General features: G+C 65.1%; 19 protein-coding genes. 8 read left to right on the forward strand and 11 right to left on the reverse strand.

Translation table 11 applies throughout. The features are described 5' to 3' along the window. Positions 1–87 precede the first annotated feature (87 nt). A complete protein-coding gene (locus H146_RS18735) occupies positions 88–1,977 on the forward strand; it encodes an IucA/IucC family protein (protein ID WP_019951195.1) in 1,890 nt (629 codons plus the stop codon). Here the strand turns inward: H146_RS18735 and H146_RS0107175 are convergent. The 5 genes from H146_RS0107175 to kdpA form a co-directional block, all read right to left on the reverse strand. Then, positions 1,883–2,587 carry a response regulator gene (locus tag H146_RS0107175; protein ID WP_019951196.1) on the reverse strand — a complete coding sequence of 235 codons (705 nt, stop codon included), beginning with the start codon at positions 2,585–2,587 and terminating at the stop codon, positions 1,883–1,885. The genes H146_RS18735 and H146_RS0107175 overlap by 95 nt on opposite strands. Beyond that, positions 2,584–5,328 (reverse strand): sensor histidine kinase, encoded by a 2,745-nt coding sequence (locus H146_RS0107180; protein ID WP_019951197.1) that lies wholly within the window; start codon positions 5,326–5,328, stop codon positions 2,584–2,586. The genes H146_RS0107175 and H146_RS0107180 overlap by 4 nt, the downstream gene beginning before the upstream one ends. 22 nt (positions 5,329–5,350) lie before the next feature. Next, positions 5,351–5,935, reverse strand: coding sequence for a potassium-transporting ATPase subunit KdpC (gene kdpC, locus H146_RS0107185; RefSeq protein ID WP_019951198.1), 585 nt, complete (start codon positions 5,933–5,935; stop codon positions 5,351–5,353). A 68-nt stretch (positions 5,936–6,003) separates the two neighbouring features. Beyond that, entirely contained in the window at positions 6,004–8,034 is a 2,031-nt protein-coding gene (gene kdpB / locus H146_RS0107190; RefSeq protein WP_019951199.1) for a potassium-transporting ATPase subunit KdpB, read from the reverse strand. Between the two features lie 10 nt (positions 8,035–8,044). Further along, positions 8,045–9,751, reverse strand: coding sequence for a potassium-transporting ATPase subunit KdpA (gene kdpA / locus H146_RS0107195; protein ID WP_019951200.1), 1,707 nt, complete (start codon positions 9,749–9,751; stop codon positions 8,045–8,047). Positions 9,752–10,126: 375 nt separating this feature from the next. Between kdpA and H146_RS18740 the strand changes: the two genes are divergently transcribed. The 3 genes from H146_RS18740 to H146_RS0107215 are packed head-to-tail and all read left to right on the forward strand — an operon-like array spanning position 10,127 to position 14,254. Beyond that, positions 10,127–10,975, forward strand: coding sequence for a GNAT family N-acetyltransferase (locus H146_RS18740; protein WP_019951201.1), 849 nt, complete (start codon positions 10,127–10,129; stop codon positions 10,973–10,975). Continuing rightward, positions 10,975–12,903: an IucA/IucC family protein gene (locus H146_RS18745; RefSeq protein ID WP_019951202.1), complete on the forward strand. Its 1,929-nt coding sequence runs from the start codon at positions 10,975–10,977 to the stop codon at positions 12,901–12,903. The genes H146_RS18740 and H146_RS18745 overlap by 1 nt, the downstream gene beginning before the upstream one ends. A gap of 46 nt (positions 12,904–12,949) precedes the next feature. After that, positions 12,950–14,254, forward strand: coding sequence for a lysine N(6)-hydroxylase/L-ornithine N(5)-oxygenase family protein (locus H146_RS0107215; RefSeq protein WP_019951203.1), 1,305 nt, complete (start codon positions 12,950–12,952; stop codon positions 14,252–14,254). A gap of 5 nt (positions 14,255–14,259) precedes the next feature. Here H146_RS0107215 and fhuF read toward each other — a convergent pair whose 3' ends face one another. After that, positions 14,260–14,994, reverse strand: coding sequence for a siderophore-iron reductase FhuF (gene fhuF / locus H146_RS18750; protein WP_019951204.1), 735 nt, complete (start codon positions 14,992–14,994; stop codon positions 14,260–14,262). A gap of 162 nt (positions 14,995–15,156) precedes the next feature. On the opposite strand from fhuF, the gene H146_RS18755 reads away from it, so the two are divergent. Further along, entirely contained in the window at positions 15,157–15,930 is a 774-nt protein-coding gene (locus tag H146_RS18755; protein WP_019951205.1) for a formate dehydrogenase accessory sulfurtransferase FdhD, read from the forward strand. Between the two features lie 124 nt (positions 15,931–16,054). Beyond that, positions 16,055–17,740 carry an amidase family protein gene (locus H146_RS18760; RefSeq protein WP_019951206.1) on the forward strand — a complete coding sequence of 562 codons (1,686 nt, stop codon included), beginning with the start codon at positions 16,055–16,057 and terminating at the stop codon, positions 17,738–17,740. A gap of 253 nt (positions 17,741–17,993) precedes the next feature. Here the strand turns inward: H146_RS18760 and H146_RS18765 are convergent, their stop codons facing one another. The 3 genes from H146_RS18765 to H146_RS0107250 all read right to left on the reverse strand — a co-directional run bounded on the left by H146_RS18765 (position 17,994) and on the right by H146_RS0107250 (position 21,282). Continuing rightward, entirely contained in the window at positions 17,994–19,241 is a 1,248-nt protein-coding gene (locus H146_RS18765; RefSeq protein ID WP_019951207.1) for an EAL and HDOD domain-containing protein, read from the reverse strand. Next, a complete protein-coding gene (locus H146_RS18770) occupies positions 19,238–20,518 on the reverse strand; it encodes an EAL and HDOD domain-containing protein (RefSeq protein ID WP_019951208.1) in 1,281 nt (426 codons plus the stop codon). The genes H146_RS18765 and H146_RS18770 overlap by 4 nt, the downstream gene beginning before the upstream one ends. A gap of 125 nt (positions 20,519–20,643) precedes the next feature. After that, positions 20,644–21,282 (reverse strand): glutathione S-transferase family protein, encoded by a 639-nt coding sequence (locus H146_RS0107250; protein ID WP_019951209.1) that lies wholly within the window; start codon positions 21,280–21,282, stop codon positions 20,644–20,646. 302 nt (positions 21,283–21,584) lie between these two features. On the opposite strand from H146_RS0107250, the gene H146_RS0107255 reads away from it, so the two are divergent. Further along, positions 21,585–22,148 carry a cytochrome b gene (locus H146_RS0107255; protein WP_019951210.1) on the forward strand — a complete coding sequence of 188 codons (564 nt, stop codon included), beginning with the start codon at positions 21,585–21,587 and terminating at the stop codon, positions 22,146–22,148. 165 nt (positions 22,149–22,313) lie between these two features. Then, positions 22,314–22,856 carry a cytochrome b gene (locus H146_RS0107260; RefSeq protein ID WP_019951211.1) on the forward strand — a complete coding sequence of 181 codons (543 nt, stop codon included), beginning with the start codon at positions 22,314–22,316 and terminating at the stop codon, positions 22,854–22,856. Between the two features lie 77 nt (positions 22,857–22,933). Here H146_RS0107260 and H146_RS18775 read toward each other — a convergent pair whose 3' ends face one another. Both H146_RS18775 and H146_RS20210 read right to left on the reverse strand, forming a co-directional pair. Beyond that, complete coding sequence (locus H146_RS18775) at positions 22,934–24,031, reverse strand: hypothetical protein (RefSeq protein WP_019951212.1); 1,098 nt, start codon at positions 24,029–24,031, stop codon at positions 22,934–22,936. 67 nt (positions 24,032–24,098) lie between these two features. Beyond that, positions 24,099–26,987, reverse strand: coding sequence for an MASE3 domain-containing protein (locus tag H146_RS20210; RefSeq protein WP_019951213.1), 2,889 nt, complete (start codon positions 26,985–26,987; stop codon positions 24,099–24,101).

Genomic DNA, 26,987 nt, shown 5'->3' on the forward strand with positions numbered 1-26,987 from the left:
TCATGCGCCCCGCCAGCGCTGCCATCAGCTATGCTTGCCGTCATCGCCGTCATCACCTGGTTGTCGGCCCCTGTTTGTGGAGTTGTCATGTCCGACGAGAACGCCCCTGGCGCCGCGGCGTCGAGCGCCGCCCACGCTGACCGACTGGCGGCAACCGCCTTTTTCAACGCCCTGCTGCGCGAGATCGACGATTGGCGGCTCGAAGCCGATGGCGAGAGGGCGGTCGCGGTGGTGGCGCTGGATGGGCGTGATGAGCACCGACTGCGCATTACCCTTGTGCATCGCAGCCTTGCCGGACGCTGCCGGTTGCAATTGCCACTGCAACTGGAGGAGAACGGCGAGCGCCGCGAGATCGCCTTTATCGAGGCGGTGGCGCGGCTGCTCGAGGCGCCGGCGGTGGCGTGCCATCCGTTGATCGGTGAGCTTGACGGACGGCGCCGCGATGACTTTCTCGCAAGCGTCACCGCCAGCCGCGACAACATCGCCGCTTCGCTGGCCGAGCGCGACGATCTCGAGCGTCTTGGCGACGGGCCGGTGGGCTTTCTGATGGCCGAACAGGGGCTGCTGGTAGGCCACGACTTTCACCCGGCGCCGAAATCCCGTGCCCCTTTCAGCGAGGAGGAGGCGCGCGCCTTTACCCCCGAGCATCGCGCTCGCTTTCGCCTGCAGTGGTGGGCTATTGCGCCCCAACGCGCGGTGGGCGCTTCATCGCGCGAAGCCAGCGCCGGTGCGCTGTTGCACGACCTGCTGCCGGCGACGCTGGCCACCCGGCTGCCGGAGGACTACTGCGCGCTGCCGCTGCACCCCTGGCAGGCGCGCTTTCTCGCCGGGCGCGAGGAGGTCAGGGCGCTGCTCGATGCTGACGAGCTGCGTATTCTGGGCGAGGAGCCCGGGCCGTCGGCCGAAGAGGGCGGGCGCTGGTGGTACCCCACCAGTTCGCACCGCTCGCTGTGGTCGCCGCAGGCCGAGTGGATGGTCAAGGGCTCGCTGTCAGCGCGACTGACCAATTCGGTGCGGGTGCTGCACGCCGATGAAGTGATGCGCGGGCTGCGCCTCGACCGCTGGTGGCCGCGGGTGGCCGCCGATATCCGCAGCCGTTTTCAGCTGCTGCAGGAGCCCGCCTGGCTGGGCTGGAAGGATGCCGCCGGCGAGATCGAGGAGGCGAGCCTGGCCCTGCTGCGCGACAACCCCATCCGCGACGGCGAGACGCCGCTGGCAGTGCTGGCGACGCTCACCCAGCCGCTCGCCGAGGGTGGCGAGACGCTGCTGTCGGCCGGCGTGCGCCGCCTGGCCGAGTCTCGGGGCTGGACGCCGCAGCACGCCGCCGAGCAGTGGTTCGACGACTACTGCGAGGCGGTGCTGTCACCGCTGATCCGACTGGTGACCGAAGAGGGCATCGTGCTGCTTGCCCACCAGCAGAACATCGTGCTGCGTCTTGACGGCGAGCGTCCGGTAGGGGTGGTCTACCGCGACTGCCAGGGCAGTGGCGTGACCGAGCACTTCTTCACCCGCTATCCTGACGAAACGGTCAGCGCCGACCATCGCATTACCTCTGACATGCTGATGCGCTACTTTCCCTATTATGTGATGCTCAACGCCACCATGGCGGTCAGCGCCGCGCTGGCCGAGGCCGGACTGGCCGACGAAAGAGCGTTGATGTCGCGCCTGCGCGCCTTCCTCGAAGCACTCGCCGTGCAGCAGCGCGGGCGTGAGGCGAGTGATCCGGTACTGCTCGAACACCTGCTTGACGCGCCGCACTTCGCCGCCAAGGGCAATTTCTTCTGCTATCTGGCGGGGATCAACGAGTCGACGCTGGACGACCCGTCGCGGATCTATATCAGCGTCCCCAACCCGATTCGCGCCGTGGGGGCTGTTCAGCAGGTCAGCAGGTCAGCAGCCGATAGCCGACACCGGCTTCGGTCTGGATCAGGCGGGGGTTATCGGGATCGTCACCCAGCTTCTGACGCAGGCGGCTGACGACAATGCGCAGGTAGTGGGTGTCGTGAGCGTGAACCGGCCCCCAGATCTCGGTCAGTAACTGGTGCTGGGTGATGACCCGATCGGGCTGTTGGGCGAGATATCGCAGCACTGCATACTCCCGCGGCGTCAGGTGAACCGGCTGTCCCGCCCGGAGCACGCGCCGCGCGTTGAAATCGAGGACCAGGTCGCCGATCGACAGGCGGGTTTGCGGCGTTGCGGGGGTCGAGGTGCGTAGCGCCGCGCGAATCCGCGCCAGCAGCTCCTGCACGCCGAAGGGTTTGGTAATGTAGTCGTTGGCGCCGGCATCGAGGGCGGCGACCTTCTCCGCTTCGCTGGCGCGTATCGAAACCACCAGGATGGGGACGTCCCGCTGCGAGCGGAGGGCATCGAGTACTTCCATACCGTCGATATCGGGCAGGCCGAGATCGAGCAGAACCAGATCGGGCCGCTCGCGGGAGAAGGCCATGACCCCGTCGCTGCCGCTGTCGGCTTCGACCACTTCATAACCCTGCGAGGCCAGACTGATACGCATGAAGCGGCGGATCTGACGCTCATCCTCGATCAGCAGGATGCAGGGTCCCGGCGCACCGGGTGTGGCACTGTTCATGTCTCCTTCCGGTTCGGCAGCGGCGGGGTGTCACTCTCTTCGGCGGGCGGTTCCCCGAGCGGCAGCCGAATCACGATTTCGGTCCCCGCCCCCCAGTCGGCCGCGGTGGCGCTGATCTCGCCGCCGTGGGCGCCGATCATGCCGCGGCAGATGGCCAGTCCCAGACCGCTGCCGCTGGGGCGGCGATCGCCCACGCCGAGGGAAGTGAACATGTCGAAGATCTCTTCACGCTGCGCTTCGGGGATGCCCGGCCCCTGGTCGGCGATCCGAATGACCATGTGGCTGTTCTCGCATGCGGCGGCGATGCGCAGTCGGCCGCCGACCGGCGAGAAACGCGCGGCGTTCTCGATGACGTTGACCAGCGCCTGTTCGATCAGCGCCGGGTGCACATGCAGCAGCGGCAGATCGGGTTCGAAATGGCGCTCCACGCACAGCGGCGCTATCACCGAAGCGAGCCGCCGCAGCGCTGCGGCGACGATGTCGGAGAGCGCTACCCAGTCGCGCTCCAGCTTCAGTTCACCCTGGCCCAGTCGGGTCATGTCGAGCAGGTTCTGAATGTAGCGATCGAGGCGCTCGCTCTCGCCGAGGATACCATCGAGCAGCTCGCTGCGGTCGCTGGCGCTGAGCTCGGCCCCCAGATCGCGCAGCGAACTGGCCGAACCGATGATCGAGGCCAGGGGGGTGCGCAGATCGTGAGAGACAGACGACAGCAGCGCCGAGCGTAGCCGCTCGTTCTCCTCGGCCACTCGCGCCGCGCTCAAATCGGCCACCAGATGGGTGCGTGCGAGGGCGTTGCCGAGCTGGTTGACGAGGCTGTCGACCAGTGCCTGCTCGCTCTCTTCCAGCTCGCTGCGGGGCGCGCCGGGTTGGCTATCGTCGCGGCGGTCGGCCAGCGCCAGGCCGAGTACACCGCTGACCACATGGCCGCTGCTGGAGCGCTCCTCGTTGACCGGAATGAAGCGCCAGCGCTGGGCGGCCAGGGTGTGAGTGCCGTGACCGCAGGGGCGGCCTTTTTGCAGGCTCCAGCGGGCGGCCTGCAGCGCCTCGGCAGTGAGGTGAATATCGCCCGGATGAGCGGCGCTGACCTGCGCTGTGGCGGTGGGCGTTTCACTCTCCACGAAGACGCAGGGGAGATGCAGATGATCGGCGAGTGCGGTGACCGCGATCGAGCGGACCTGATCGCGTCCCGCCGCACTCGCCAGCGCGCGGGAGATCGCCAGCAGCTCCTGAATCTGATGGCGGCTCTGGCGCAGCAGTTTCAGCTGTCGCCTGGCGCGGCCGGCCAGCTGTCCGGCAGCCAGCCCCACGAGGCAGAAGATCGCGACGGTCAGCAGCTGGTTCTGTTCAATCATGACCAGCGTAAAGCGCGGTGCGGTGAAAAAGAAGTTGAAGCTCAGAGTGCTGAGCAGTACCGCCAGCATTGCCGAGCGGGTGCCGGCGCGCAGGGCGCAGAAGAGTACGGCGGCGAGAAACACCAGCGACAGGTTGGCCAGTTCCACCTGGCTGGCCAGAAACTGGGCCACCAGGGTGGCGAGGCCAACGCAGGGCAGCGGCCAGAGCCAGTCGGCGAGGCCGACCCACGGACGAGGCCGTGACGGCGGCTCGGCGCGACGCTCCAGCGCGGCGCAGACGATAACATCAAAGGGGGGCCGTCGCCGCAGCAGGCGATCGACCAGCGGCGGCTGCCACCAGTGGTAGCGGTCAGGGCTGCGGGCGATCATCACGGCGGTCACATTATGGTGGGCGGCGTGATCGAGCAGTTCTGCCAGCGGGTCGTCGCCGGCGAGGGTGCTCCAGCGCCCGCCGAGCTGTCCGGCCTGCTGGCGAAGATCGCCGCATTCGCCGGCAGCAGCAGTGTCATGCGTTTGCGGCGACGCCAGCTGGATCACCTCCCACGGCGCCTGGTGGCGCTGCGCCCAGCGGCTGGCGGAGCGCAGCAGGGCGTGGTCGCCGCGCAGCCCCCTGACCACCACCAGCAACCTCGCCCGCACCGGCCAGGGGCCGGCGACGCCGCTGGCGTCCATTACGCGGCGCACGTCGTGATCCAGCCGCTGAGCCATCACCTGCAGGGCCAGTTCGCGCAGCGCGGTCAGGTTGCCGGGCGAGAAGTAGTGCGCCAGCGCCGCGCGAGCCTGCTCCGGCACATAGACCTTGCCCTGCTGCAGACGCTCGATCAGTTCCTGCGGCGTCAGGTCGATCAGCGACACGTCGCGAGCCCGTGCGATCAGCCGATCCGGCACAGTTTCGCGCATGCGGATACCGGTGATGCGAGCAACGTCGTCGTTGAGGCTTTCGACGTGCTGGACATTGAGCGTTGTCCACACTTCCAGCCCGGCATCGAGCAGTTCCTCGATATCCTGCCAGCGGCGGGCGTGGCGGCCACCAGGAATGTTGCGATGGGCCAGTTCGTCGACCAGCACGATAGCGGGGCGGCGCGCCAGGGTGGCGTCCAGGTCGAATTCGTGAAAATGCCGGCCGCGATACTCGCGGGCGATCGGCGGCAGTGCCGCAAGGTCCCGGCAGAGGCGTTCGGTATCAGCGCGCCCGTGGCTCTCGATCACCCCCAGCAGCACATCGTCTCCCTCCCGCGCCCGGGCCCGGGCGGCACGCAGCATGGCACTGGTCTTGCCCACGCCGGGAGCCGCGCCGAAAAAGAGGCGCAGTACACCGCCGCTGTCGCTGCGGGTGCTGGCCAGCAGCGCGTCGGGGTTCGGGCGCCGGTGGTGGGCGGGCTTGTTCACGGCCTTGCCTCTTCGTCATGGGTTATTGTGGCTGAATATCGATACCATCCAGCGCAAGGTTGAGACGCAGCACATTGATGTTGCCATCGCGACGCCCATAACGCGCCACCAGTGCTTGTACATCCTTGACGGCCATACCGCGCACTCGTGCGATTCGCGCCATCTGCAGTTCGGCGCCGGCCATGCTGATGTCAGGATCAATGCCCGACCCGGAGGCGGTGAGCAGATCGACGGGAATCTCGCCGACGGCGACACCATCACGGGCGGTGATGCGGCGGGCGTCGCTCAGTACCCGTTGGCGCAGGGCCGGATTGCTCGGCGCGAGGTTGGAGCCGCCGAGTTGGTCGGCAGCATAGTCTACCGCAGAGGGACGCCCCTGGAAGTAGCGGTCGCTGGTAAAGGCCTGGCCGACCAGCGCAGAGCCGACCACCCGCCCCTTGCTGTCAGCCAGCAGACTGCCGTTGGCCTGATGGGGAAACCACAGTTGACCCAGTGTGACGACCACCAGTGGGTAGGCCAGCCCCAGCAGCAGGGCCATCACCAGCGTCAGACGTAGCGTGGTCAGCCAGCCGCTTCGACAATGGCGGCGAAAGGTGTGCAATGACATGATATCTCTCCCTGGACATTCGCCATGGCGGGCAGTGACGCGCCGCCGCTTCGCGCTGACCCCGCGGGTCAGAAAAACAGCCCCACCACCAGATCGATGGCCTTGATTGCCGGAAACGGTAGCAGCACGCCGCCCAGCCCATAGAGCAGTAGATTGCGCCGCAGCATGGCGCTGGCGGAAACCGCACGAAAGCGCACGCCACGCAGCGCAAAGGGAATCAGTGCGGGAATCACCAGGGCGTTGAAGATCACCGCCGACAGCACCGCCGAGCGTGGGGAGTGCAAATCGAGGACATCCAGCGCCGCCAGAGCAGGAATCCCGGCGGCGAAGATCGCCGGCAGAATGGCGAAGTATTTGGCGATATCGTTGGCCAGCGAAAAGGTCGTCAGCGCGCCGCGGGTGATCAACAACTGTTTACCGATCTCCACGGCGTTCAGCAGCTTGCCGGGGTCGGAGTCGAGGTCAACCATATTGGCCGCCTCCCGCGCTGCCTGGGTGCCGGAGTTCATCGCCAGCCCCAGATCGGCCTGCGCCAGCGCCGGAGCGTCGTTGGTACCATCCCCCATCATCGCCACCAGCCGCCCGCCGGCCTGCTCGCTGCGGATCAGTTCGAGCTTGCGCTCCGGCGTGGCCTCGGCAATATAGTCGTCGACCCCTGCCTCGGCGGCGATGGCGGCGGCGGTAATGGGGTTGTCGCCGGTTACCATCACCGTTCTGACGCCCACCTCACGCAGCTGGGCGAAGCGCTCGGCGATCCCCTGTTTGATCACATCGGAAAGCGCGATAACGCCCAGCAGCACGCTGCCTTCGGCCACCGCCAATGGCGTCGCGCCATCGCGCGAAATGCGCTCGACCAGTCCGTCGAAGTCGGGTGGAAGTCGTCCGCCCTGTTGCTGCACCATCGCGGCGATGGCGTTGGGGGCGCCCTTGCGCCACTGGCGGCCATCGCTGAAGTCGAGCCCGGAGACCCGGGTGGCGGCGCTGAAGGCGACGACCTCGGCCTGTTCGGGCGCCTGCGGGTGAGCGCCGAGTTCGCGCGCCAGCGCCACGATAGAGCGCCCTTCCGGGGTCGGATCGGCCAGCGAGCAGAGTGCGGCGATATCGCGCAGCCGCGTCCTGTCGATCCCCGGGCAGGGTGCGAACTCGGTAGCGCGACGATCGCCGAGGGTGATGGTGCCGGTCTTGTCGAGCAGCAGCGTGTCGATGCTGCCGGCGATCTCCACCGCCTTGCCGGATCGCGCCACCAGGTTGGCGCGCATTGCCCGCTCCATGCCGGCAATGCCGATGGCCGGCAGCAGGCCGCCGATGGTGGTCGGAATCAGACATACCAGCAGCGCCACCAGCATCACGATGGAGGTGCTGGCGCCGGTGAAGTGGGCCATCGGCACCAGGCTGACCACCACGATCACAAAGATCAGTGTGAGGGTGGCGAGCAGTACCGAGAGCGCCAGTTCGCTGGGAGTTTTCTGGCGGCTGGCGCCCTCCACCAGGGCGATCATCTGATCGAGCAGCGACTCGCCGGGGTCGACGCTGACTTCGACCACGATATCGTCGGAGAGCAGCTTGGTGCCGGCACTGACGCCGCTGTTGTCGGTACCCGCCTCGCGCAGGACGGGGGCCGATTCGCCGGTCACGGCGGATTCGTTGATCGATCCGGCCCCCTCGACGATCTCGCCGTCGGCGGGAATCAACTCTCCGGCGGCAACCCGCACACGGTCGCCGCGACGCAGCTGGCCGGCGTCGATGTCCTCTTCGACGCCGGCAATCAAACGGCGCGCGCGCAGCTCCCCGCGGGTCGCCCGCAGGCTGCCGGCATGGGCCTTGCCGCGCGCCTCCGCCACCGCCTCGGCGGCGTTGGCGAAGAGCAGGGTGGCGAGCAGAATCAGCGACACGATCAGGGTGAATGCCGTTTGACCGTCGCCGTCGATGAACGACAGCAGGGTGTAGAGCAGACAGACCAGGGTGCCGATGGCAACGACCGCCATGACCGGATTGCGTGCCAGGCTGCGTGGATGCAGCCGGCGCAGCGATTCGCCGATCAGGGTGGCGGGCGGCATCCGGCTGCCGTGGTGGTGCCGACGTGATGACAGGTTTGTCATGTTGATCTCCTTAACCCGCAGTCAGTTGTTCGGCGATCGGACCCAGCACCAGGGCGGGCATGAAGCCGAGCAGGTTGACGATCACGATGGTGCCGACACTCAGCGCCAGGAAGGGACCGCTGTCCAGCGCCAGACTGCCGCGACCGGCCGGGGCGGTGCGCTTGCCGGCGAGCCAGCCGGCTACCGCCAGCGGCACCAGCATGGGCAGGAAGCGGCCGATCAGCAGTGCCACCACACAGGTCAGGTTCCACCACGTCGAGGCGTCCGCGAGCCCCTCGAAGCCCGAGCCGTTGTTGGCGAACGCCGAGGTATACTCATAGAGCACCTGGGAGAGACCGTGAAAGCCCGGGTTGCTGTTGCCGGTCAGTGACGGAAAGGAGACCGTGATGGCGCTCAACCCCAGAATAAGCAGCGGCTGGGCGAGAATTGCCAGCGAGATCCAGCGTATCTCGCGGGTCTCCAGCGGCTTGCCGAACAGCTCCGGTGCGCGGCCGATCATCAACGACCCCATGAAGGCGGCCAGCATTAGATACAGCAGATAGCCGATCAGCCCCACGCCGACGCCACCGAAGGCGACATTGACGAACATGTCCATCAGCAGGGTCATACCGCCGAGGGGATTGAAGCTATCGTGCATGGCATTGACCGAACCGTTGGAGGTCTGAGTGGTCCAGCTGCCCCACAGCGCCGAAAGGTCGCTGCCAAAGCGCAGCTCCTTGCCCTCCATATTGTGACTGCCGGCGATCGCTACACCCTGCAGGGCGGAGTTGGGACCGCGCTCCGAAACCATGACGAGGGTCGTGCTGATCAATGACAGGGCGACCATCACCGCGCCAATGCCGATCATCAGCCGGCGCCGGCCGCTGATGACGCCTACTGCCACCAGCGAGGCGACCGGAATCAGCATAATGGCGAGGGTTTCGATCACATTGGACAGCAGGTCGGGATTCTCCAGCGGCACGCTCGAATTCGGCCCATACCAGCCGCCGCCGTTGGTGCCCAACTGCTTGATTGCCACCATCGGCGCCACCGGCCCACGGGGAATGATCTGCGTCGTCCCGCCGTCGAGCATGGTGACGCTCTGCGCTCCCTGCCAACTGGCGGGCACCCCCTGCCACACCAGCAGTAGTGCCACCACCAGCGACAGCGGCAGCAGCACTCGAATGACGATGCGAACCAGATCCACGTAGTAGTTGCCCACGCCGTGTTGTCCCGAGCTGTTACCGGCCGTGGTGCCGTCGCCCCTTCGCAGTAGTGTCCGCGCGATCGCCAGCAGCACCGCCAGCCCGGTTGCCGGGGAGAGGAACTGTAGCGTCACGATCGCCAGCGTCTGACTCAGGTAGGAGAGCTGGGCCTGGCCGGAGTAGTGCTGCTGGTCGGTATTGGTGACAAAGGACACTGCCGTGTGCAGCGCCGTGCTCCAGTTCATGCCGGCAATCCGGTCGGGGTTGAGGGGCAGCACGCCCTGCGCCATGAACACCAGCCACGCCAGCAGGATCAGCAGCAGATTGAGTTTGATCAGCGCCAGCGCATAGGATGACCAGCTCATCGAGGCCTGTGCATCGATCCCGGCCAGTCGCATCAGGCCCGACTCCAGCGGGGCGAAGAAGCGATCGAACCGGGACGTATGTCGGCTGTCCAGCGCCCGGCCCATATAGAGCCCCAGCGGCACTGCCAGTACGGCCAGCAGGACATAGATCAGCAGTATGATCGTCATGGTCAGAACCGCTCCGGCCAGCACACGGCTGCCAGCAGATAGAGGGTGGTTGCAAGTGCCACCAGCAGCATTATCCAGGACATGGTCGATCTCCTTCAGGGGTATGAAATGGAGGCGCTCAGTCTCGCTGCGGCGGGTGTAAAAATTCGATGTCAAAACCGGTGTCGGAGCGTAAAGAAAGCGTAAAAATGTGCCGGATGCCGCTGTGCGCGGCCCCTGTCTCCGCGGCGGCGTTGCTTCGGGCGGGTGCGCCGGTCGCGCTTTTTCGATCTCCTGCAGCAGGAGAGCCCGAATTTTTTCTATGCTGTAATCCTTGATGTCACCACGCCGTGTCGACGCATTGCACTGACCCCTTTTCCGTTCAGGAGAGCCGCCATGTCGCTATCCGATGCCACCGCCGAGCGCCTTGAAGAGTGCGCCGAGCGACCCCTGCCGGCGGCGATCGATCACCACTTTGCCACTCGCCGCCACTGCCGGCTGTTGATCCTCGACGATAGCTGGCGCGCCGATCCGAACTGGTATCCGCTGTGCCAGGCGCTGGGGGCACCCCATGTGCTGCGCGAAAGCTTTTATCAGCGCCCCTGGCACTGGCTGCAGTCGCGCTATGACGCCCAGCCCTTTGATATCCAGCGCGGTCTGCCGCGCCGTCCGCCCAAACCTCGCGGCAGCGTTTATGCGCGTTTCGATCCGCGCCTGCAAATGACTCTGCGGCTGCGCGTATGCGAGTTCGAGCGAGATGTCGAGCGCCTGCACGGCTGGATGCAGTGCGAACGTGTGGCGCGTTTCTGGCAGCAGAACAAGCCTCGCGCCGCTTTCGACGAGTGGATGACGCAGCGTCTTGCCGAGCCGCATCGGCTGTCGCTGATCGGTGAGTTCGACGGCGAGCCGTTCGGCTACTTCGAGCTCTACTGGGCGCCCGAGGACGTATTGGGCGGCTATTATGGCTGGCAGGCGTTCGACCGCGGCCTGCACGTGCTGGTCGGCGAGGATAACTTCCGCGGCGCGCACTTCGTTGACGGCTGGCTGAGTGCCCTGCAGCACTACGCCTACCTGAGCGAGCCGCGCACCGAGCGCGTGGTGCTGGAGCCTGATGCCGGCAATGAGCGTATCTTTCGCCACCTCGAACGACTGGGACTTTTCAGCCACGGCGAGTTCGACCTGCCCGACAAGCGCGCCGCGCTGGTGATGGGCACGCGCCGTCACTTTTTTGCCGAGGTGATGTAATGGGCCGAGGTGACGGGATACACGGCTACCGCACCCTGCTGCCGGCGCCCCTGGCGACGCTCGACCCGGAAACGGCGATCCGCCGCCACTGGCGCCGTGCCAACCGGGCGCTGGTGGCGAAAATGATCAGTGAACTGGCGTGGGAGCAGATACTGCGGCCCGAGCGCGATACCGCAGGCCACGGCTGGCGTCTGGATATTGCCCCGGTGGCGGCCGAAGAGCGTAGTACCAGCGCCGACAGCAGCGCCTGCGGCGTGTGGCGGTTCGACGCCGAGGTCAATCTCTGGGGTCAGCTGATGATCGACCCGGTCTCACTGCACCCGCCCTTTGGCGACGATCGCGACATCGACGCCGCCGAGCTGCTGCTGGCGCTCGCCCCCGGTATGGGGATGCAGGACGACCACCTCGCCGAGCATCTGGAGGATCTCTACAACACCCTGCGCGGTGACTGCTGGCTGCTGGCCGTGCATGAACGCCTCCCGGCTGGCGAGGCCATTTGCCTCGACGAACCGCAGCGCCAGGCGCTGCTCGACGGCCACCCCAAGTTCCTTTTCAACAAGGGCCGGCGCGGCTGGGGGCGCGAGGCGCTGGCGCGCTATGCGCCGGAGTACCTGCACCCCTTTCGGCTCGGCTGGCTGGCGGTGCGACGCAGTCGGCTGCTTTCGAGCCACCGGGCGATCGACGACGATGAGCTGCTCGACAGCGTGCTGGATGACGCGCAGAAAAAGGCGCTGTTCGATGCCCGCCGGCGCCTGTGCGTCGAGCAGGGCGAGGCGGAGAGCGATTTCGCCCTGATGCCGCTACACCCCTGGCAGTGGCAGCGCATTCTCGCCATGTTGCACGTCGAGGATATCGGTCGCGGTGATATGGCGTGGCTGGGCGAATTCGGCGATGATTTCGTGGCCCAACAGTCACTGCGCACCCTGACCAATGTCAGCCGTCCCGGCGTTTTCGATATCAAGCTGCCGCTGACGATCATGAACACCTCCAGCTATCGCGGCATTCCCGGACAGTACATGCTGGCCGGCCCGGCAGCCTCGCACTGGCTGCAATGTCGCGCCGCGGACGACGACGAGTTTCGCCGCGCGGGGCTGGAAATTCTCGCCGAACCTGCCGCGGCGGTCGTCGAGCATCGGCGCTACCAAGGCCTGGCGGAGGCGCCCTATCGCTACCGCGAGCTGTGCGGGGTGATCTGGCGCGAGGGGTTGGCGCCACGGGTGCAGGCGGGCGAGCAGGCGCTGACCATGGCCGAGCTGATGCAGTGCGACGGCGGCGGCAGAAGCTGGCTGGCGGCCTATATCGCTGCCGCCGGTATTAATGCCGAGCAGTGGCTGGTGCGCATGTTCGAGGCCAGCCTGATCCCCATGTATCATCTCATCTGTCGCTACGGCGTCATCATCATCGCCCACGGTCAGAACCTGACGCTGATCCTGCGTGACGGCGTGCCGCAGCGCATGGCGCTGAAGGACTTTCAGGGCGATCTGCGACTGGTCGATGACGATTTTCCCGAGGCGGCCGATCTGCCCGCCGAGCTGCTCGAGGCGACGGTACGGCTGCCGCCGGAGAAGCTGATTCACGACCTGCAGACCGGCCACTTCGTCACCCTGCTGCGCTTCGTGGCGCCGCTGGCGACGCAGGTGGGGGTCGCCGAGGCGCGCTTTTATCAGCTCTGCGCCCGGGCACTTGATGACTATATGGCGCGCTGGCCGTCGCTGGCGTCACGTTTTGCGCGTTTTTCGCTGTTCAAGCCGCGCATTCTGCGCCTTGGCCTCAACCGCTCGAAATTCCTGCACGCCAACGACAGCGCCGCGGCGCGCATGTTGCCGGACATGGACCACGAGATCGACAACCCGCTCTACCACTGCCTGGTGCCGGATGACGCGCTGCGCCGCCACGGCGAAGCGGCGCTGGATGAGCAGGGCCTATGACGACCAGGGCGTCATGGGCCCACCCCGAAAAGGAATGACAGAGACCATGGCTGATACGGTCGAGCTGCTCGATCTGGCCGGCATCGGCGCCGGCCCCTTCAATCTGAGCGTGGCGGCGCTGGCCGCCGACAACCTGCCTGCAATGGCCACGCGCTTTTTCGACGCCCAGTCGCGCTATATCTGGCACGAGGGGCTGATGCTGCCGGAAACGCACCTGCAGACCGGCTTTCTCAAGGATCTGGTGACCGGCGTTGACCCTACCAGCCGCTGGTCCTTTCTCAACTATCTGGTGGCGCACCGGCGCTTCTACCGTTTCCTCAATGCCGAGCTGCCCACCGTGTCGCGGGCCGAGTTTTCCGATTATTTGCGCTGGGCGGCCGAGGGACTGGATAACGTCTGGCTCGACCACCCGGTGCGTGAAGTGACCCATGACGGCGAGCACTTTCATCTGCGTACCGACGCCCGCCACTTCCGCGCTCGCCATCTCTGCGTGGGCAGTGGCAAGCGCCCCTGGCTGCCCGATTTCGCTCGTGATTTTCAGGGTGAGCGTTGCCTGCACGCCGAGTCGGTCGCCCTGCGTGCGCGGGATTTCACCAATCAGCGGGTGGTGGTGGTGGGCGGCGGTCAGAGCGGCGCGGATATTTTTCTCAACGGCCTGCGCGGCCACTGGGGGCCGCCGAAAACGCTTCACTGGCTGTCGCGGCGGCGCAACTTCCAGCCGCTGGACGAGACCGCCTTCACCAACGAGTATTTTACTCCCGGCTATACCCGCCAGTTCGCCGATCTCGACGCCGACGTTCGGCGTCGCGAGGTGGCGGCGCAGAAGTACGCCAGCGACGGTATTACCCCGGCTGCGCTGCTGACGATCTATCAGGCGCTCTATAACCGCTTCGACGTCATGGGCGAGCCGCGCTGGGCGCATCTGCTGCCGCACCGCGAAGCGGCCGATATGGTCCGCTGTGGTGACGGGTTTGGGCTGACCGCTGTGCACGGCCCCACCGGCATCCGCGAGCGCTTCGACGCCGACGTGGTCATTTTTGCCACGGGGTTCGCATCGGCGCTGCCCGACTGCCTGGCGCCGCTGGCTGAAAGCATTGGTCGCGATGAGCGGGGAGAAGCCACGGTGGGGCGCCACTTTCTCTACGACTGGCAGGGCGGCACCGACAGTCGCATCTACGCCGTCAACGCCGGTCGCTCCCGCTACGGCATCGCCGAGCCGCAGCTGTCACTGATGGCGTGGCGTTCGGGGGTGATTCTCAATCACCTGAGCGGGCGTGAGGTGTTCGATCTGGAAGACGACCAGGGGCCGATCGAGTGGCGGCCGTTGAACCCGGACGGGGCAGCACAGTAGAGCGCTCAGGCCTCGCCGTGTGCTTTCTTGAGTCGCGGACAGTTGCCACACAGCGTCAGGGCGTCGTCGAGATAGCGCAGGCAGCACAGGCGTCGGCAGCGCCACTGTGTTGGCGTGCCGTGCTCATCGAGGGTATCGATATAGTCGATCGGACGGTAAAAGGGGTTGCGCTGGCGATCCGGCAGCTCACGCCTTTGCATCATCTGCCGCGCCTCGGCGATCTCGCGCGCGCTGGCCGGGCCCTGCTCGGCCAGCGCATTGATGGTGTATTCGAAGTAGACCGCGGCGTTGCTCCACAGCACCCTGGGCGAGAAATGTACATGGCGCGCCAGGGTTTCGATCAGCGGTCGCAGGTGGCGGCGAAACAGTCCGCAGAAGCGGGCACAGCCGTTGTCCAGGCTGGGCACCCCGGCGTGGGGCAGCACGAACTGCGTGGGCGTGCCGTCGTCCCCCAACACGATGCCCAGCTCGTCGATAGCGGTAGGGAGATGGACGTCGCGCACCAGCTCCACCACCGTCACCGGGATGATCAGCTGGCTCAGATAGTGTTTTGACCATTGGGTCGCGACCGCGCGCCGCTCGTTGGCGACCTGACTCGCCGCGAAGCGGTCGAGCAGCGTGTCGAGGGTGGCGGGCTCCAGCAGCCGTGCGGCCGGCATGACCGGTCCGCTGGCGTCGTGGCGGGCACACAGGGTCGTGGCAAAACGCGCCAGACTCTGGTCGAAAAGAGGTTCGAACATCCAGACTCCCGGACGAGCGTGGACAGAAGCGCCGTCGAGTGGCGCATCAGCGGATCTTGAATGAAAATTATTCTAGCAGCCTGTCGGACTTTTCTGTGCCGGTCGGCGCGATAGCCGGCGAGGCGTGTCACAATGAGGCCTGTCAGCGGCAAGGAGCACGACATGACAGCAGGCAGCGGTGGCTATCGCGGGGTACTGTTCGATTTCGAGGACGCCACCCAGACGCCCGGCGAGGCGCTGGGCGGTCCCACTGAGCTGCCGGTAACGCTGTCGTTCAACGACACCGCCTACGCCTCGGTGCTGGCGACCCCCGATGATCTCGAACACTGGGCGCTGGGATTTGCCTTCAGCGAGGGCATGATCACGCGCGCCGGCCAGGTGGCGGCGGTCACCAGCGATCGTCTGCGCCACGGCGTGCGGCTGCGCCTGGCGGTGCCTGCGCATATCGAGCGGCTGGCCGGCGAGCGGCGTCGGGTGACCTCGGCCTCCTCCAGCTGTGGCCGCTGCGGCAGTGCCGAGGAAGCGCAGATGATGGAAGGACTGCAGCGCCTGCCGCCGGTCGCGCCGCCTACGCCGGCGCAGCTGGAAAGCGCGCTGGCGCGACTCGAAGAGGCCGGCCGGCCCGGTCTGCATATGGCGCTGGGTTTTGACAGCGCCGGCGAATGGCTGGCCACAGGGATCGATATCGGCCGCCACAACGCGCTCGACAAGCTGGTCGGCGAGGGGCTGGCCGCCGGGCGACTGCCCGCCATGGTACTGCTGTCGAGCCGCTGTAGCCTCGAACTGGTGCAGAAGGTGGTGCGCGCCGGTATTCCCACACTCGCAACGCTGTCGCACCCTTCGCAGCTGGCGGTGGAGATTGCCCGCCTCTGCGCGCTCAACCTGATCTGCTGTCATCGTGGGCGCCGCTTGACGCTGCTCAGCGCCGCCACATAATCCTGTCGGTATCCGCCGGAGCGCCGCGCAGCGGGCGTACTGTTACGATTGTCACCCCATATTGACTTGATCGCGCGGGATTGGCGCGCAAGGATGAGGGTTTGCCGTCGCGACAGGGTTATCCATGCCGACCACCACGATCCACGATAAAACTTCGGTCGCTACCCTGCTGCTGGTCGCGTTCCTCGCGCTGCTGGCGCCTGTCAATGCCAGTGGCAACGACCGATCGGTAACGCTGCTGCCGCTGGCGCTCGATGAGCGCACCCTTCCCCAACTGCGCGTGCTGCTCGATCTCGGTCTGGTCGATTCCGAGCAGCTGGTGCGTTTCTACTTCGCTCGCATGAGCGCTCTCGACGATAGCGGGCCGCGGGTCAATGCCATGCTGGATCGCGTCCCGGACGCCCTCGAACGCGCCCGCGAGATCGACCGTCATCGCCACGAGGACGGCCATGGGCCGCTCTATGGCATTCCCTTCGTGGTCAAGGACAATATCGACGTGGCCGGTCTGCCCACCTCGGCGGGTTCGATGGTGCTCAAGGGGGCTTACCCGCAGGATAGCGCCCATCTGGTGCAGCGCCTGCAGGCGGCCGGCGCGATTTTGCTGGGCAAGGCCAACATGACCGAGCTGGCAGCCAGCTATGGCCAGCCCGGCTATAGCTCGCGCGGTGGTATTACGCGCAACCCGTGGCGGCTGGATCGCAGCGTGCTGGGCTCCAGCAGTGGCCCGGCGGCGGCAGTGGCGGCGGGTTTTGCCCCCTTTGCGATTGCCACTGACACCGAAGGCTCGGCGCGCGGTCCGGCGCATGCCACCGGACTGGTGACCATGCGCCCGACGCTGGGGCGGATCAGTCGCGACGGTATCATGCCGCTGGCGATGTCATTTGATACGCCGGCGCCGCTGACCCGCACGGTGACCGGCAACGCCTGGGTGCTGGCGGCCATGGCCGGGCGCGATGACGATGACAGTGCCACCGGTTTCAACGCACAGTCGCCGTTTCAACTGCGCCGGGCGCTGCGTCCGCCCGCTGCCGGTTCGCGCCCCCTTGAAGGGGTGAAACTGGGTGTGATTGCCCATCGCGAAATGGGCAATCGCGAAATCGAGGCGCGTCTGGAGCAGGTGCTGGAGCGGATCAGGACGCTGGGCGGCGAAACGGTTCGCGCCGAACTCAACGGCTACTATCAGGATCTCTGGCCGCAGGTGGTAGGGCCGGTGCACGAGGCCGAGTTCGAGCCGCAGCTGGCGCGCTATCTGGAGCAGTTCGGCGACGATCAGCCCGACAACCTCTCGGAACTGATGGCGCTGTGCAAGCGCTTCAACAGTCGTGCAGTGGTCGATCATCCGATCAAAAAGGCGCGCATCAAGGGGATGGAGCGGCGCCTCGATGAGCACATGGCGGGATCGGCGGCCTACCTGCAGGTGGTCTCGAGGCGCATTCCGGCGCTGCGCGAGGAGCTGGCCGGCTTCATGCGTGACAACGACCTCGATGCCCTGATTTTTCCCACCGAGGCGTGCCCGGCGCCGCCGCTCAAGGGCGAGCGCGATCAGCCCTACGAGTGCAGCGCCGATACGCCGTTCTCGCTGGGTTACATCGCCTCCGCTACCGGCTTTCCGGAGTTGAGCCTGCCGATGGGGTTGACGCGCGCCGGGGTACCCATCAATTTTTCACTGTTGGGTACGGCGCGCCGCGAGGCGAGGCTCTATGGTATCGGGCAGGCTTTCATGCAGGCGCTGTCGAAAAATGATCCGCTGGCGCTGCCCGGCAGCGCCGCACAGCGTCTCGATGATGATAACGGGGAGAAGACACCATGACATCGACCGTCCAGGCTCTGGCCGTTAGGACAGCGGCTCAATATCCACGGCGACGACCGCGACCGCGTCAGCGCTTTTGACTGCGGTTGAGCGATGGGCTCAGCGCGAAGGAAGCGCTGAATAAATCGCCGAACGAGATGAAGGGCAAGGCGCACGGAACGCAGAAGGCGAGACATAACATGGGGTTAGGCGAGTCTTCGACCGGGCTGGCGCACCAGTACCGCGCAACGTAGTGATTCGCTCGTGCAGGCATTTATGCAGTGGTTCCCGAACTGACCAGCGCGTCGCGCGAGGTATTCTGCAGGGCGAGCTGATAACAGCGGCTGACCTGATTGGCGCTAATGCCGAGTTCTGCCAGCCGTGACCATTCGATGTTGCGCCAGCTGGCGTTCTGATAGTCGATGACCGTTTGCAGTATCAGTCCCAGCGAGCCGCTGCGCTCCAGCAGTGCGGCGCTGATCAGTGGGTGGACGTGAATCACTTCCAGCACCTGTTTCAGCGGCTGATCGATGAAACTGTCGAGCATCGAGAACAGGCCGATGGTAAAGCCCATTTCGGCTTTGTCATCGGCTATCCCGGCGGCAAGATGCTGACAAAAATGCGCGCGCAGCATTGCCATGCGCTGTAGCGCATGCGGTTTTTCCTCGAAGCGGGCCAGCAGCAGCAGGCTGGCAAGGCTGCGGATGCGCGTAAGCCCCAGTTTGGTGACGGCCGCGTTGAGACTGGTCACCGGTTGGCGCTGTTCGGCCCATACCGAGTTGGCAAGACGCAGCAGGCGCACGCTGAGGAAAGGGTCGTTCTGTATCGTCAGCGCCATATTGCGCAGCGAAATATCAGGGGCGTTGAGCTGAGCCAGCAGGGCCAGCAGGTTGACGCGGCTGACCGGTATGGTGCGACCGTGTACCGTCTGGGGACGGGCAAGGTAGTAGCCCTGAAAAAGCGTGCAGCCTGCTTCCAGGGCAGAGGCAAAGTCCTCTTCGGTTTCGATCTTCTCTGCCAGTAGTCTGGCGTTGCTGTGCTGGCGCAGCGTATCGGTCACGCTGTGAAGTTCACTCGCGCTATAGGCGGGAAACTCCAGTTTGACGATGTCGGCCAGTGCCAGCAGAGGATGGTCGGCGCCGGGCAGGTTGTAGTCATCCAGTGCCAGCCGAAAGCCGCGCTTTTTCAGCGCCTTCAGCGTGTTGATGACCGCCTCGTCGGGCTTTATATCTTCCAGTACCTCGATGATCAGCGTCTCGGGGGAGAAGGGCAGCCCCTGCTGCAGGGTTTCAGCGGTGAAGTTGACCCAGGCGGGACGCCCCTCGCACGCCTCGTGAATGTCGGTGACGGTAAAGGCGTTGAGCAGCACCTGGCTGGTCGCCCGATTGCCGTCGAAATCGGCGGGGTTGATGGGGCCGCCGTCTAACGGGCGAAAGAGCAGCTCATAGCCCCTGACCACCAGCTGGCGGTCGTAGATGGGCTGACGGGCGAAGAGTACGCCGCCGCTCGGTTCGGCGCTCATGCTGGCCTCCTTTTGCCCCGGCGGGCTTTTCCGGCTATCGAGACGCCGGCCAGCGACTCGCGGTTGGAGATACGCAGGGCATTGCGCCAGGCTCTGTCCATGCGCTCCGGCCCCAGGCCCAGCTTCGCCAGTGCCCCCCAGTCGATCAGCTCCCAGCGGGTGTACTGATAGTGAATGGCGGCTTCAAGAATAACGCCAAACTCCCCCTCATGGTGGAGCAGTGCACGATGAATCTCGTCACTGACGGGAATTTTTTCCAGTACCTCTTCCATGGGAAGATCCAGAAAGCTGTCGAGCATTGAATACAAGCCGACGGTAAACCCTGTCTCACGCATGTGTTCGGGCAGCACTTCGGCCAGCTCGCGGCAGAAATGGCCGCGCAGCATGGCAAAGCGTTGCAGGGTGTTGGGCTTGTCCTCGAAGCGGGCCAGTACCAGCAGACTGGCAAGACTCCGGATACGCCCTTCGCCCAGCAGCAGGACGGCGTCATGCAGACGGTGCACGGGGCGTGCCTGCGCCGCCCACACCGAGTTGGCCAGACGCAGCAGTCTTACACTGATAAAGGGGTCCTGACGAACCGTGTTGACCAGCTCGCGCACCGACAGGTTGGGTCGGTTGAAATGCGTCAGCAGCTCGAGTGTGTTGAGCTGGCTGACCGGTATGGCGCGCCCCTGTACCGGCTCGGGATGGGCCATGAAGTAGCCCTGGAAGAGATCACAGCCGGCCTCCAGCGCAATGCGGTGATCGGCACGGGTCTCGATCTTTTCGGCCAGTAGCTGCAGGTGTGGGTGGCACTGGCGCAACTCGTCGACGATCGCCGACAGCGACTCGCTGTCGTAGGCGGGATACTCCAGTTTGACGATATCTGCCAGTGACAGCAGGGGATGGTCGGCGTTGGGCCAGCGGTAGTCGTCCAGCGCCAGACGGTAACCGCGCCGCTTCAAATCGACCAGCGCTTCGACCACCGTGCGGGTGGCCTCGACATCCTCCAGCACTTCGACGATAAGATGCTCTGGCGAGAAGGGCAGATCCTGCATCAGGGTATCGGCGGTAAAGTTGACCCAACCAACCTGGCGGTCGCGGGCATCGGCGAAGTCACTGGCGGTAAAGGCGTTGAGCAGTACCTGACTGGTGGCGCTGGAGCCGTCGAAATTGTCGAAATCGATAACGCCACCGCCGTAGGGACGAAACAGCAGTTCGTACCCCACCAGTTCGCCTTTGCGATCGTGAATCGGCTGACGGGCGAAGAGTATGCCTTCCGGTATGTGTTCCTGCATGGCCCGATGCTCTTTGATTGGCCGTCGCTGACCCGTGATGTTCGACGATCTGCAAAAGTGCGGAGTCGGCCGGTCTGGCCGATCCATGATCCTGTCAGAGATTATCGGCCATGACGACTCCGGGTTTAAGGGTATGGGTCTATTGTATCTCCGATACCCGATACCTGCTGCATGGGTACAAAGCCCGGGCACTGCTCGATACGGGCGCACCACTCCGTCACCCTTGGCCAGCCCCACAGGGGCACGCCAGCCTGATCGGCAATATGGGTGTGGGCGAACAGGGCGATATCGGCCAGCGACATGCGCTCGCCGGCCAGCCAGGCGTCTTCGGCCAGCGTCTGTTCCATGATGTCCAGCGCCTGACGGGCCCCCTCCTGGCGGGCGATCAGCTCGTCGTGACGGTCGGCGGGGTCGCCGTGATACCAGTGAATCAGGCGGGCGACCGATAGCGAGGGCTCATGACGATGCTGCTCGAAGAACATCCACTGCAGCATGCGAGCGTGATCGAAGTCGTCGGCAGGCAGCAGCGCGCTGCCCCGCGCCAGGTAGTGGACGATAGCGTTGGACTCGACCAGGGTGCGGCCGTCATGCAGCTCCAGCAGCGGAATGCGCCGCGCCGGATTGCGCGCCGCCCAGGCATCGCTGTGGGTTTCGCCGGCCAGGAAGTCGATGTCGAACCAGCGATGGGCGATACCCAGTATCGACAGTGTCAGCTGAACCTTGTAGCAGTTGCCGGAGCGGTAGTCGCCGTAAACGGTAATCATGCGTGCTCTCCGTGACGCGATGAGAAAGCTTCTCGTCCGTAGTCTGGCACAGACAGCATGGACCGTCCTGAACCGCCGGCGAAAGCAACACTTTGGCTCCCCTGGGGCATGTGACCTCAGGCGCTGGCCAGCATGCCGGTTTGCGCCTCCCGCCTCCTCCCGCTGACCCGCCTGGCACAAGCCTTTCACCCCTGCCTGCCGGCCGCGAGATGAATGGTTTCAGTACCACACAAGCCGTCTGCACTAAGGTAGCGCGACAGGTCGCATGCAAAGTTGCGACAGGAGTATAGAGGAGCGCCATCTTGTCTGCTGTCGGCTGGAGAGACAATCGTTATTACTACGGGCGTATCAGCCGCTTCTTTCACTGGCTGATGGCGATACTGCTGCTGTGGCAGCTTGCCGGTATGGCGGCGGCAGGGCTGTTCGGCCGTCAGCCCTGGGTCGCCTTCATGGTGGGGACTCACAAAAGCATCGGCACCCTGCTGATGGCGCTGATCGTGGTGCGCGCCATCTGGGGGCTGATCAATCTCTCCCGACGCCCTCCTCACGAGCGCGGCGCCGAGCAGCTGGTGGGGCTGGGTCATCTGCTGCTTTATCTACTGATGATCCTGGTACCGCTGCTGGGGCTGGTCATGAACTGGGCTTCCGGCCGTGAGCTGACTGTCTTCGGCATCGAGCTGATGGCCGCCGGGCGTGCCGATCTCAGCGGTCTGGCAGAGCTGACGGCCAGCTGGCACGTATGGGCCGGCTGGACGCTGGGGGCACTGATTGCCGGCCACATCGCACTGGCGCTGGTGTGGCATACCCTTATCCGCCGTGACGCTACCCTCTCGCAAATGGCCGGAGCGCCGCGCCAGCGCCGTTGACCTCCGTCGGTTTCTCCACCCAGCGCATGATGCGTCCTTTCTGTAGGCCCCTGTGAAAGACCATACGCAATAGGGCTATCATCTCCTTTAATCGTCGACCAGTGGCAGGTCGAACGGTTGTCGGTATCACAACCTTGATGCGTGACTGGCTGGGAGATATTGAAGATGGCACCACTCGAATGGCGTGATACGCGCCACTATTACGGCAGGATAACGCGCTCGCTGCACTGGCTGATCGCCGTGCTGCTTGCCTGGCAGTTCATTGGTATGGGGCTGTCGGGGCTGCCCGGCACAGGGCTGGTGGCCAGTACCCACAAGAGCATGGGGGTGACGCTGCTGGTATTGATTGTGCTGCGCGCATTATGGGGGCTGAGCCAGCTGTCACACAGACCGCCGCATAGCGGTGCGGAGCGGCTGATCGGCCTGGGTCATTTGTTTCTCTATGCGCTGATGCTGGTCGTGCCTGCACTGGGTGTTGCCATGATCTGGGGCAGCGGTCGTTCACTGTCGGTATGGGGCGTTGAGCTTTTCGGCGCGGCGTCGGGCGCGCGGGCCGGCGGGCTGGCGGGAGCGGCCCATGAGGGGCACGAACTGCTGGCCTGGACGCTGGGAGTATTGATCCTGGGTCATATCGCGCTGGCACTTTTATGGCACGGCCTGGTGCGCCGTGACGGCACGTTGTCGCGGATGGCGGGACCGCCGCGCTGAGGGTGGCGAGCCTGTTAAACGAGGTGGGCCGGGCTCTCTCGGCCCGCCCACAGTAGCACCTGGCATGACGAGAGTGCTCAGTCGCCGAAATAGCGCTCCTTCCAGCGCTGCACCTTGACCTCGCTTTTGACTACCTCCAGCACCTCGGAAAGCACCTCCTCCAGCGTGCGGTAGTCGGCCTGCTGCGAGGGCATGTTGCGCTCGATGGTGCGGTTGGCGACCTCCTCGAGCAGGGTACGAAACTGCGGCGAGCGAATGCCCACCACCGCCTCGCGAATCAGGTTGCGGGTAACGTCAGTGATCGCCTCGTCCATGGCATCCACCAGTTGATGGCCCATCGGCAGGCGCTGTAGCCCCTGAACGGTGGTGTTATCGTGCAGCGCCCGCTTGACCAGTCCGCTCACCCACTGATTGATGTCGTCGCGATGGTGCGCGTAACTCTCTCCCAGAATGCGCTGCACGCGATTGGAAACGTCATCGACCAGTTGCTGCTGGCGCGGCATCAGCACCTCGCTGGTAACGCGCCGGGAGATATTGCCCTGCGACAGAAAGCCCTCCTGTACATCGGTGAGCATGCGCACGATTACCCGATCGGAAAGCTCTTCGAGCAGAATCTGGTAGTACTTGTAGAGAAAGCGGTAGATGCGCCACTTGCGGATATCGATCAGGCCGGAGCGCTGCAGCCGTACCAGCAGGCCGATCATGCGCAGGATACGCAAAAAACGCAGGCCGCCGACCGGAACACAGCCCAGTACGTCATACCAGCGCACGAAAGGATAGAAGTACCAGCGGTGATAGCGGTGTTCCCAGATGGCGAAGGCCCAGCCGGCCAGCACATCGAAGATAAAGATCGCTACAAACCACAGGTCGATAGTGTTGAAGTTGTCGTTGAGCCACTGCGCAGCCGCGGCAATCGGCGGCACCAGCGACAGCAGATCGCGAAACCACTGCAGCAGATAAAGGGTATCGAACAGGATCAGCAGCAGGCTGGCTGCCACCAGTGCCAGAATGATCAGGTCCCAGATCATATACAACCGGTCGCGCCAGGCGGGCGTTTGGCGCGGCGGTTCGGTGGTCTCGTTGTCGGCGCTGTAATGAGGTTCATCCGCCCAGCTGTTGGCGGGCGGGTCCTGACGATCGTTGCGACGTTCGCCGTCTGCGTCCGGTCGGGTCATGGAGTATTCGCCTTGTTGCGGTCCCTACAGGGTAGTCGATGCTACCGGTTGGAGCTGCTTCCGGCCGTCAGGCAGGGGGCAGACTGTCGATATCCATGACGCGCGCCCGGCCGGCGTGTTTGGCGCCGTAGAGGGCGCGGTCGGCCTGCTCGATCAGTTCGTTCATGGGGTAGCCGGCACGGGTCGCGACCGATAGCCCCGCCGAGAAGCTCAACTGCTCGATGCGCCGGCCGTCTTCCAGTGTCAGCTGCCACTGGCCGAAGTGCTCGAGCATCGACTCCATGCGCTTGCGGGCGATCTCGGCGCTGGCCCCGGGCATGACCACGATGAACTCCTCGCCGCCGTAGCGGCAGGGGATATCGGTATGGCGCAGCCTTTCGCCCAGCAGTCGTGCCAGTGCCACCAGCACCTGGTCGCCGATCTCGTGGCCGTAGCTGTCGTTGAGCCGCTTGAAGTGGTCAAGATCGAGCAGAATCAGCGCCAGCGGGAAGTCGGGCCGGCATTCGGCCAGCAGTTTCGGCAGCGTTTCGTTGAGATAACGCCGGTTATAGAGACCGGTGAGCGCGTCGCGATAGGCATGATCGGTCAGTTGGCGGCGCTGACGCAGGTTGATCAGGGTCAGAGTGATCATGCGCGCTGTCTCGTCGACCATGCGCTCCAGCCGCAGACGGTCGTTGTCGTCCTCCGGTTCGGCCTGCAGCCTAAGCAGTCCCAGCGCGCCGGTAGCGGTGACCAGCCGCTGTCGATACTCGAAGTTCGGTGCTGTCGCCATGACGCCACCCCAGCTGATGGTGCAGGGTGCCGGCAGATCCTCGAGACGCAGCGCAATTTCACCGCGGGCGTCGGCGAAACAGGTCGGCAGCGCTTCTTCCAGTAGCGGTACGACATCATTGACGCTATCGAGCGAGAAAAGCTCGGCGCTCAGCTCATGAAGCCGCTGCAGGTGGTCACCGTAGCGTTCGAGACGGCGGTTGAGGGCATTCAGGCTCATTTCGGCCTGCTTGCGGGCGCTGATGTCATGCACCATTTCGTAGAAAAGCTCGCGCCCCTCGATCATGACGGGCGCAACGAACACCTCGACATCGCGCTCGCTGCCGTCGGCCAGACGGTGACGGGTCTCGAAGTGATCGCTGCGCGCCTCCAGGGTGCGCCGCGTGTGCAGGCTGCGCAGCTTTTCCGGCGTGGTCGAGATATCGGTGACGTAGAGGTTCTTCATCGCCTCCGGAGTGTGGCCGTAATAGTGACTGGCTGCCGGATTGGCGTCGACGATGCGACCGCTGTCGGGGTCGAGCAGCAGTTTGATCGCGTTGCCGCTTTCGAAAGTGCTGCGATAGAGGGAGGCATTTTCCGTCAGCAGCTCGGTGGCGCGGCGGCGGACACTGATATCCTCGATCATCAGCAGATAAAGATTCTGCTCGGGCAGTGAGGTGATCTGCCACTCGGTCCAGATGTCCGTCTCGTCATTGCCCAGCAGGCGCAGCTCGCGCCGCCAGGTTTTGTCGCGGCGGATCTCCGGGCTGTCGCGCCACTGCTGCCACTGGGTCAGCAGCGACTCGCGGGCCTCGGCCGGTACCCAGTCGTCGACACGTTCGCACTCCTGAGGAGCGCGTCCCAGCAGGGTTTTCACGATGTGATTGTGCTGCCAGACGCGGCCCTCGCCGTCGATCACCAGCATGCCCATTGGCGCCGCGTCGAATATTCGCTGCAGGCGCTGTTTGACCTCTTCAAGGCGCTTATCCTGCTCGCGCCGCGTCTGAATGTCGATGGTGGTGCCCACCACTCGCGTGGGCTGTCCCGCATCATTGAAAATCATCGCCTGGCCGTTGCTCAGCACCCAGCGCCAGTCGCCGTGGGCGTCGAGCATGCGGTACTCGCAGCGCCAGTGCGCCGTTTCGCCGCGCGCGTGACGATCAAAGCTTGCCAGCATTTGTTCGCTGTCATCGGGATGAATGAGGCGTTCGCGCCATAAATGCGCCTCGCGAGGCATCTCGCCGTGACGATAGCCGAGCATGTCGTGAAACTGCGCCGAGGAGAAGATGCGATCCTCGCTCAGATCGAAGTCCCAGACGCCGGTATCAGCGCCGGTCAGCGCCAGGTTCCAGCGCTGTTCCTGGTAGGTGAGACGCTGCTGGCTCTCGGCCATCGCCTGCCAGGGATAGCGCAGGTGGGAGAGGAAAAGAGCGCGGAACAGCAGCGCATAGGAGATCGCCTTGTAGACATGGCCCACGACGTTGAACTCGTCGTCGGCCGCGCCATAGAGGGTAAAGCAGATTTCGGCCAGGCCGGTGGTCCAGGCGGCGACCGCCAGCAGTTCGCGATCGACACGCTGACGCATGCGCGCCGAGCGCAGCAGAATCATCCCCGCCGTGACGCTCAGTGCCACCAGTCCCCATTCGCTGGCGATCTTGAAAGGGGTCAGCCCCGCGCCGTCGATGTACATGGCGGGCAGATGAGCATGGAACAGCACCGTTACCGTCGCGACTGACGCGCCCGCCAGAGCGAAGAGCGCCAGTACGCTCAGGGGTCTCGGGCAGGGCGCGTCATTGTGGCGTGACAGGGCCAGCAGCAGCAGAGCGACAATGACGCAGAGCCGGCCGGCCAGCCACAGATAGATCGCCTTGCTGAGCGTGTTGGGCGACAGCAGCGCCGGCATGCCCGGCATCGACAGCAGGTGCAGACTGTCGAACAGCGCCGACAGCGCCAGTAGACAGCCGGCGCAGAGATACTGAGACGACAGGGCGCGGTAGCTGTTGAAGATCGCCAGCGCTGCCATCAGCGCCACCATGACGCACAGCAGCTCGATAATCGAATGAAAGGCGAGGTAGTTGGCGAAGACGTCGAAAAGGTTGGCACGTGGCAGCAGCGTCAACGCCACAAGCACCGCCAGCAGTACCCAGAAAATGGCGCCGATGGGGCCGGCGAGCAGGTGGCGCAGCGCTGCTTTGAGTGTCGCCAT

The organism is Kushneria aurantia DSM 21353 (assembly GCF_000382245.1).
GTDB lineage: Bacteria > Pseudomonadota > Gammaproteobacteria > Pseudomonadales > Halomonadaceae > Kushneria > Kushneria aurantia.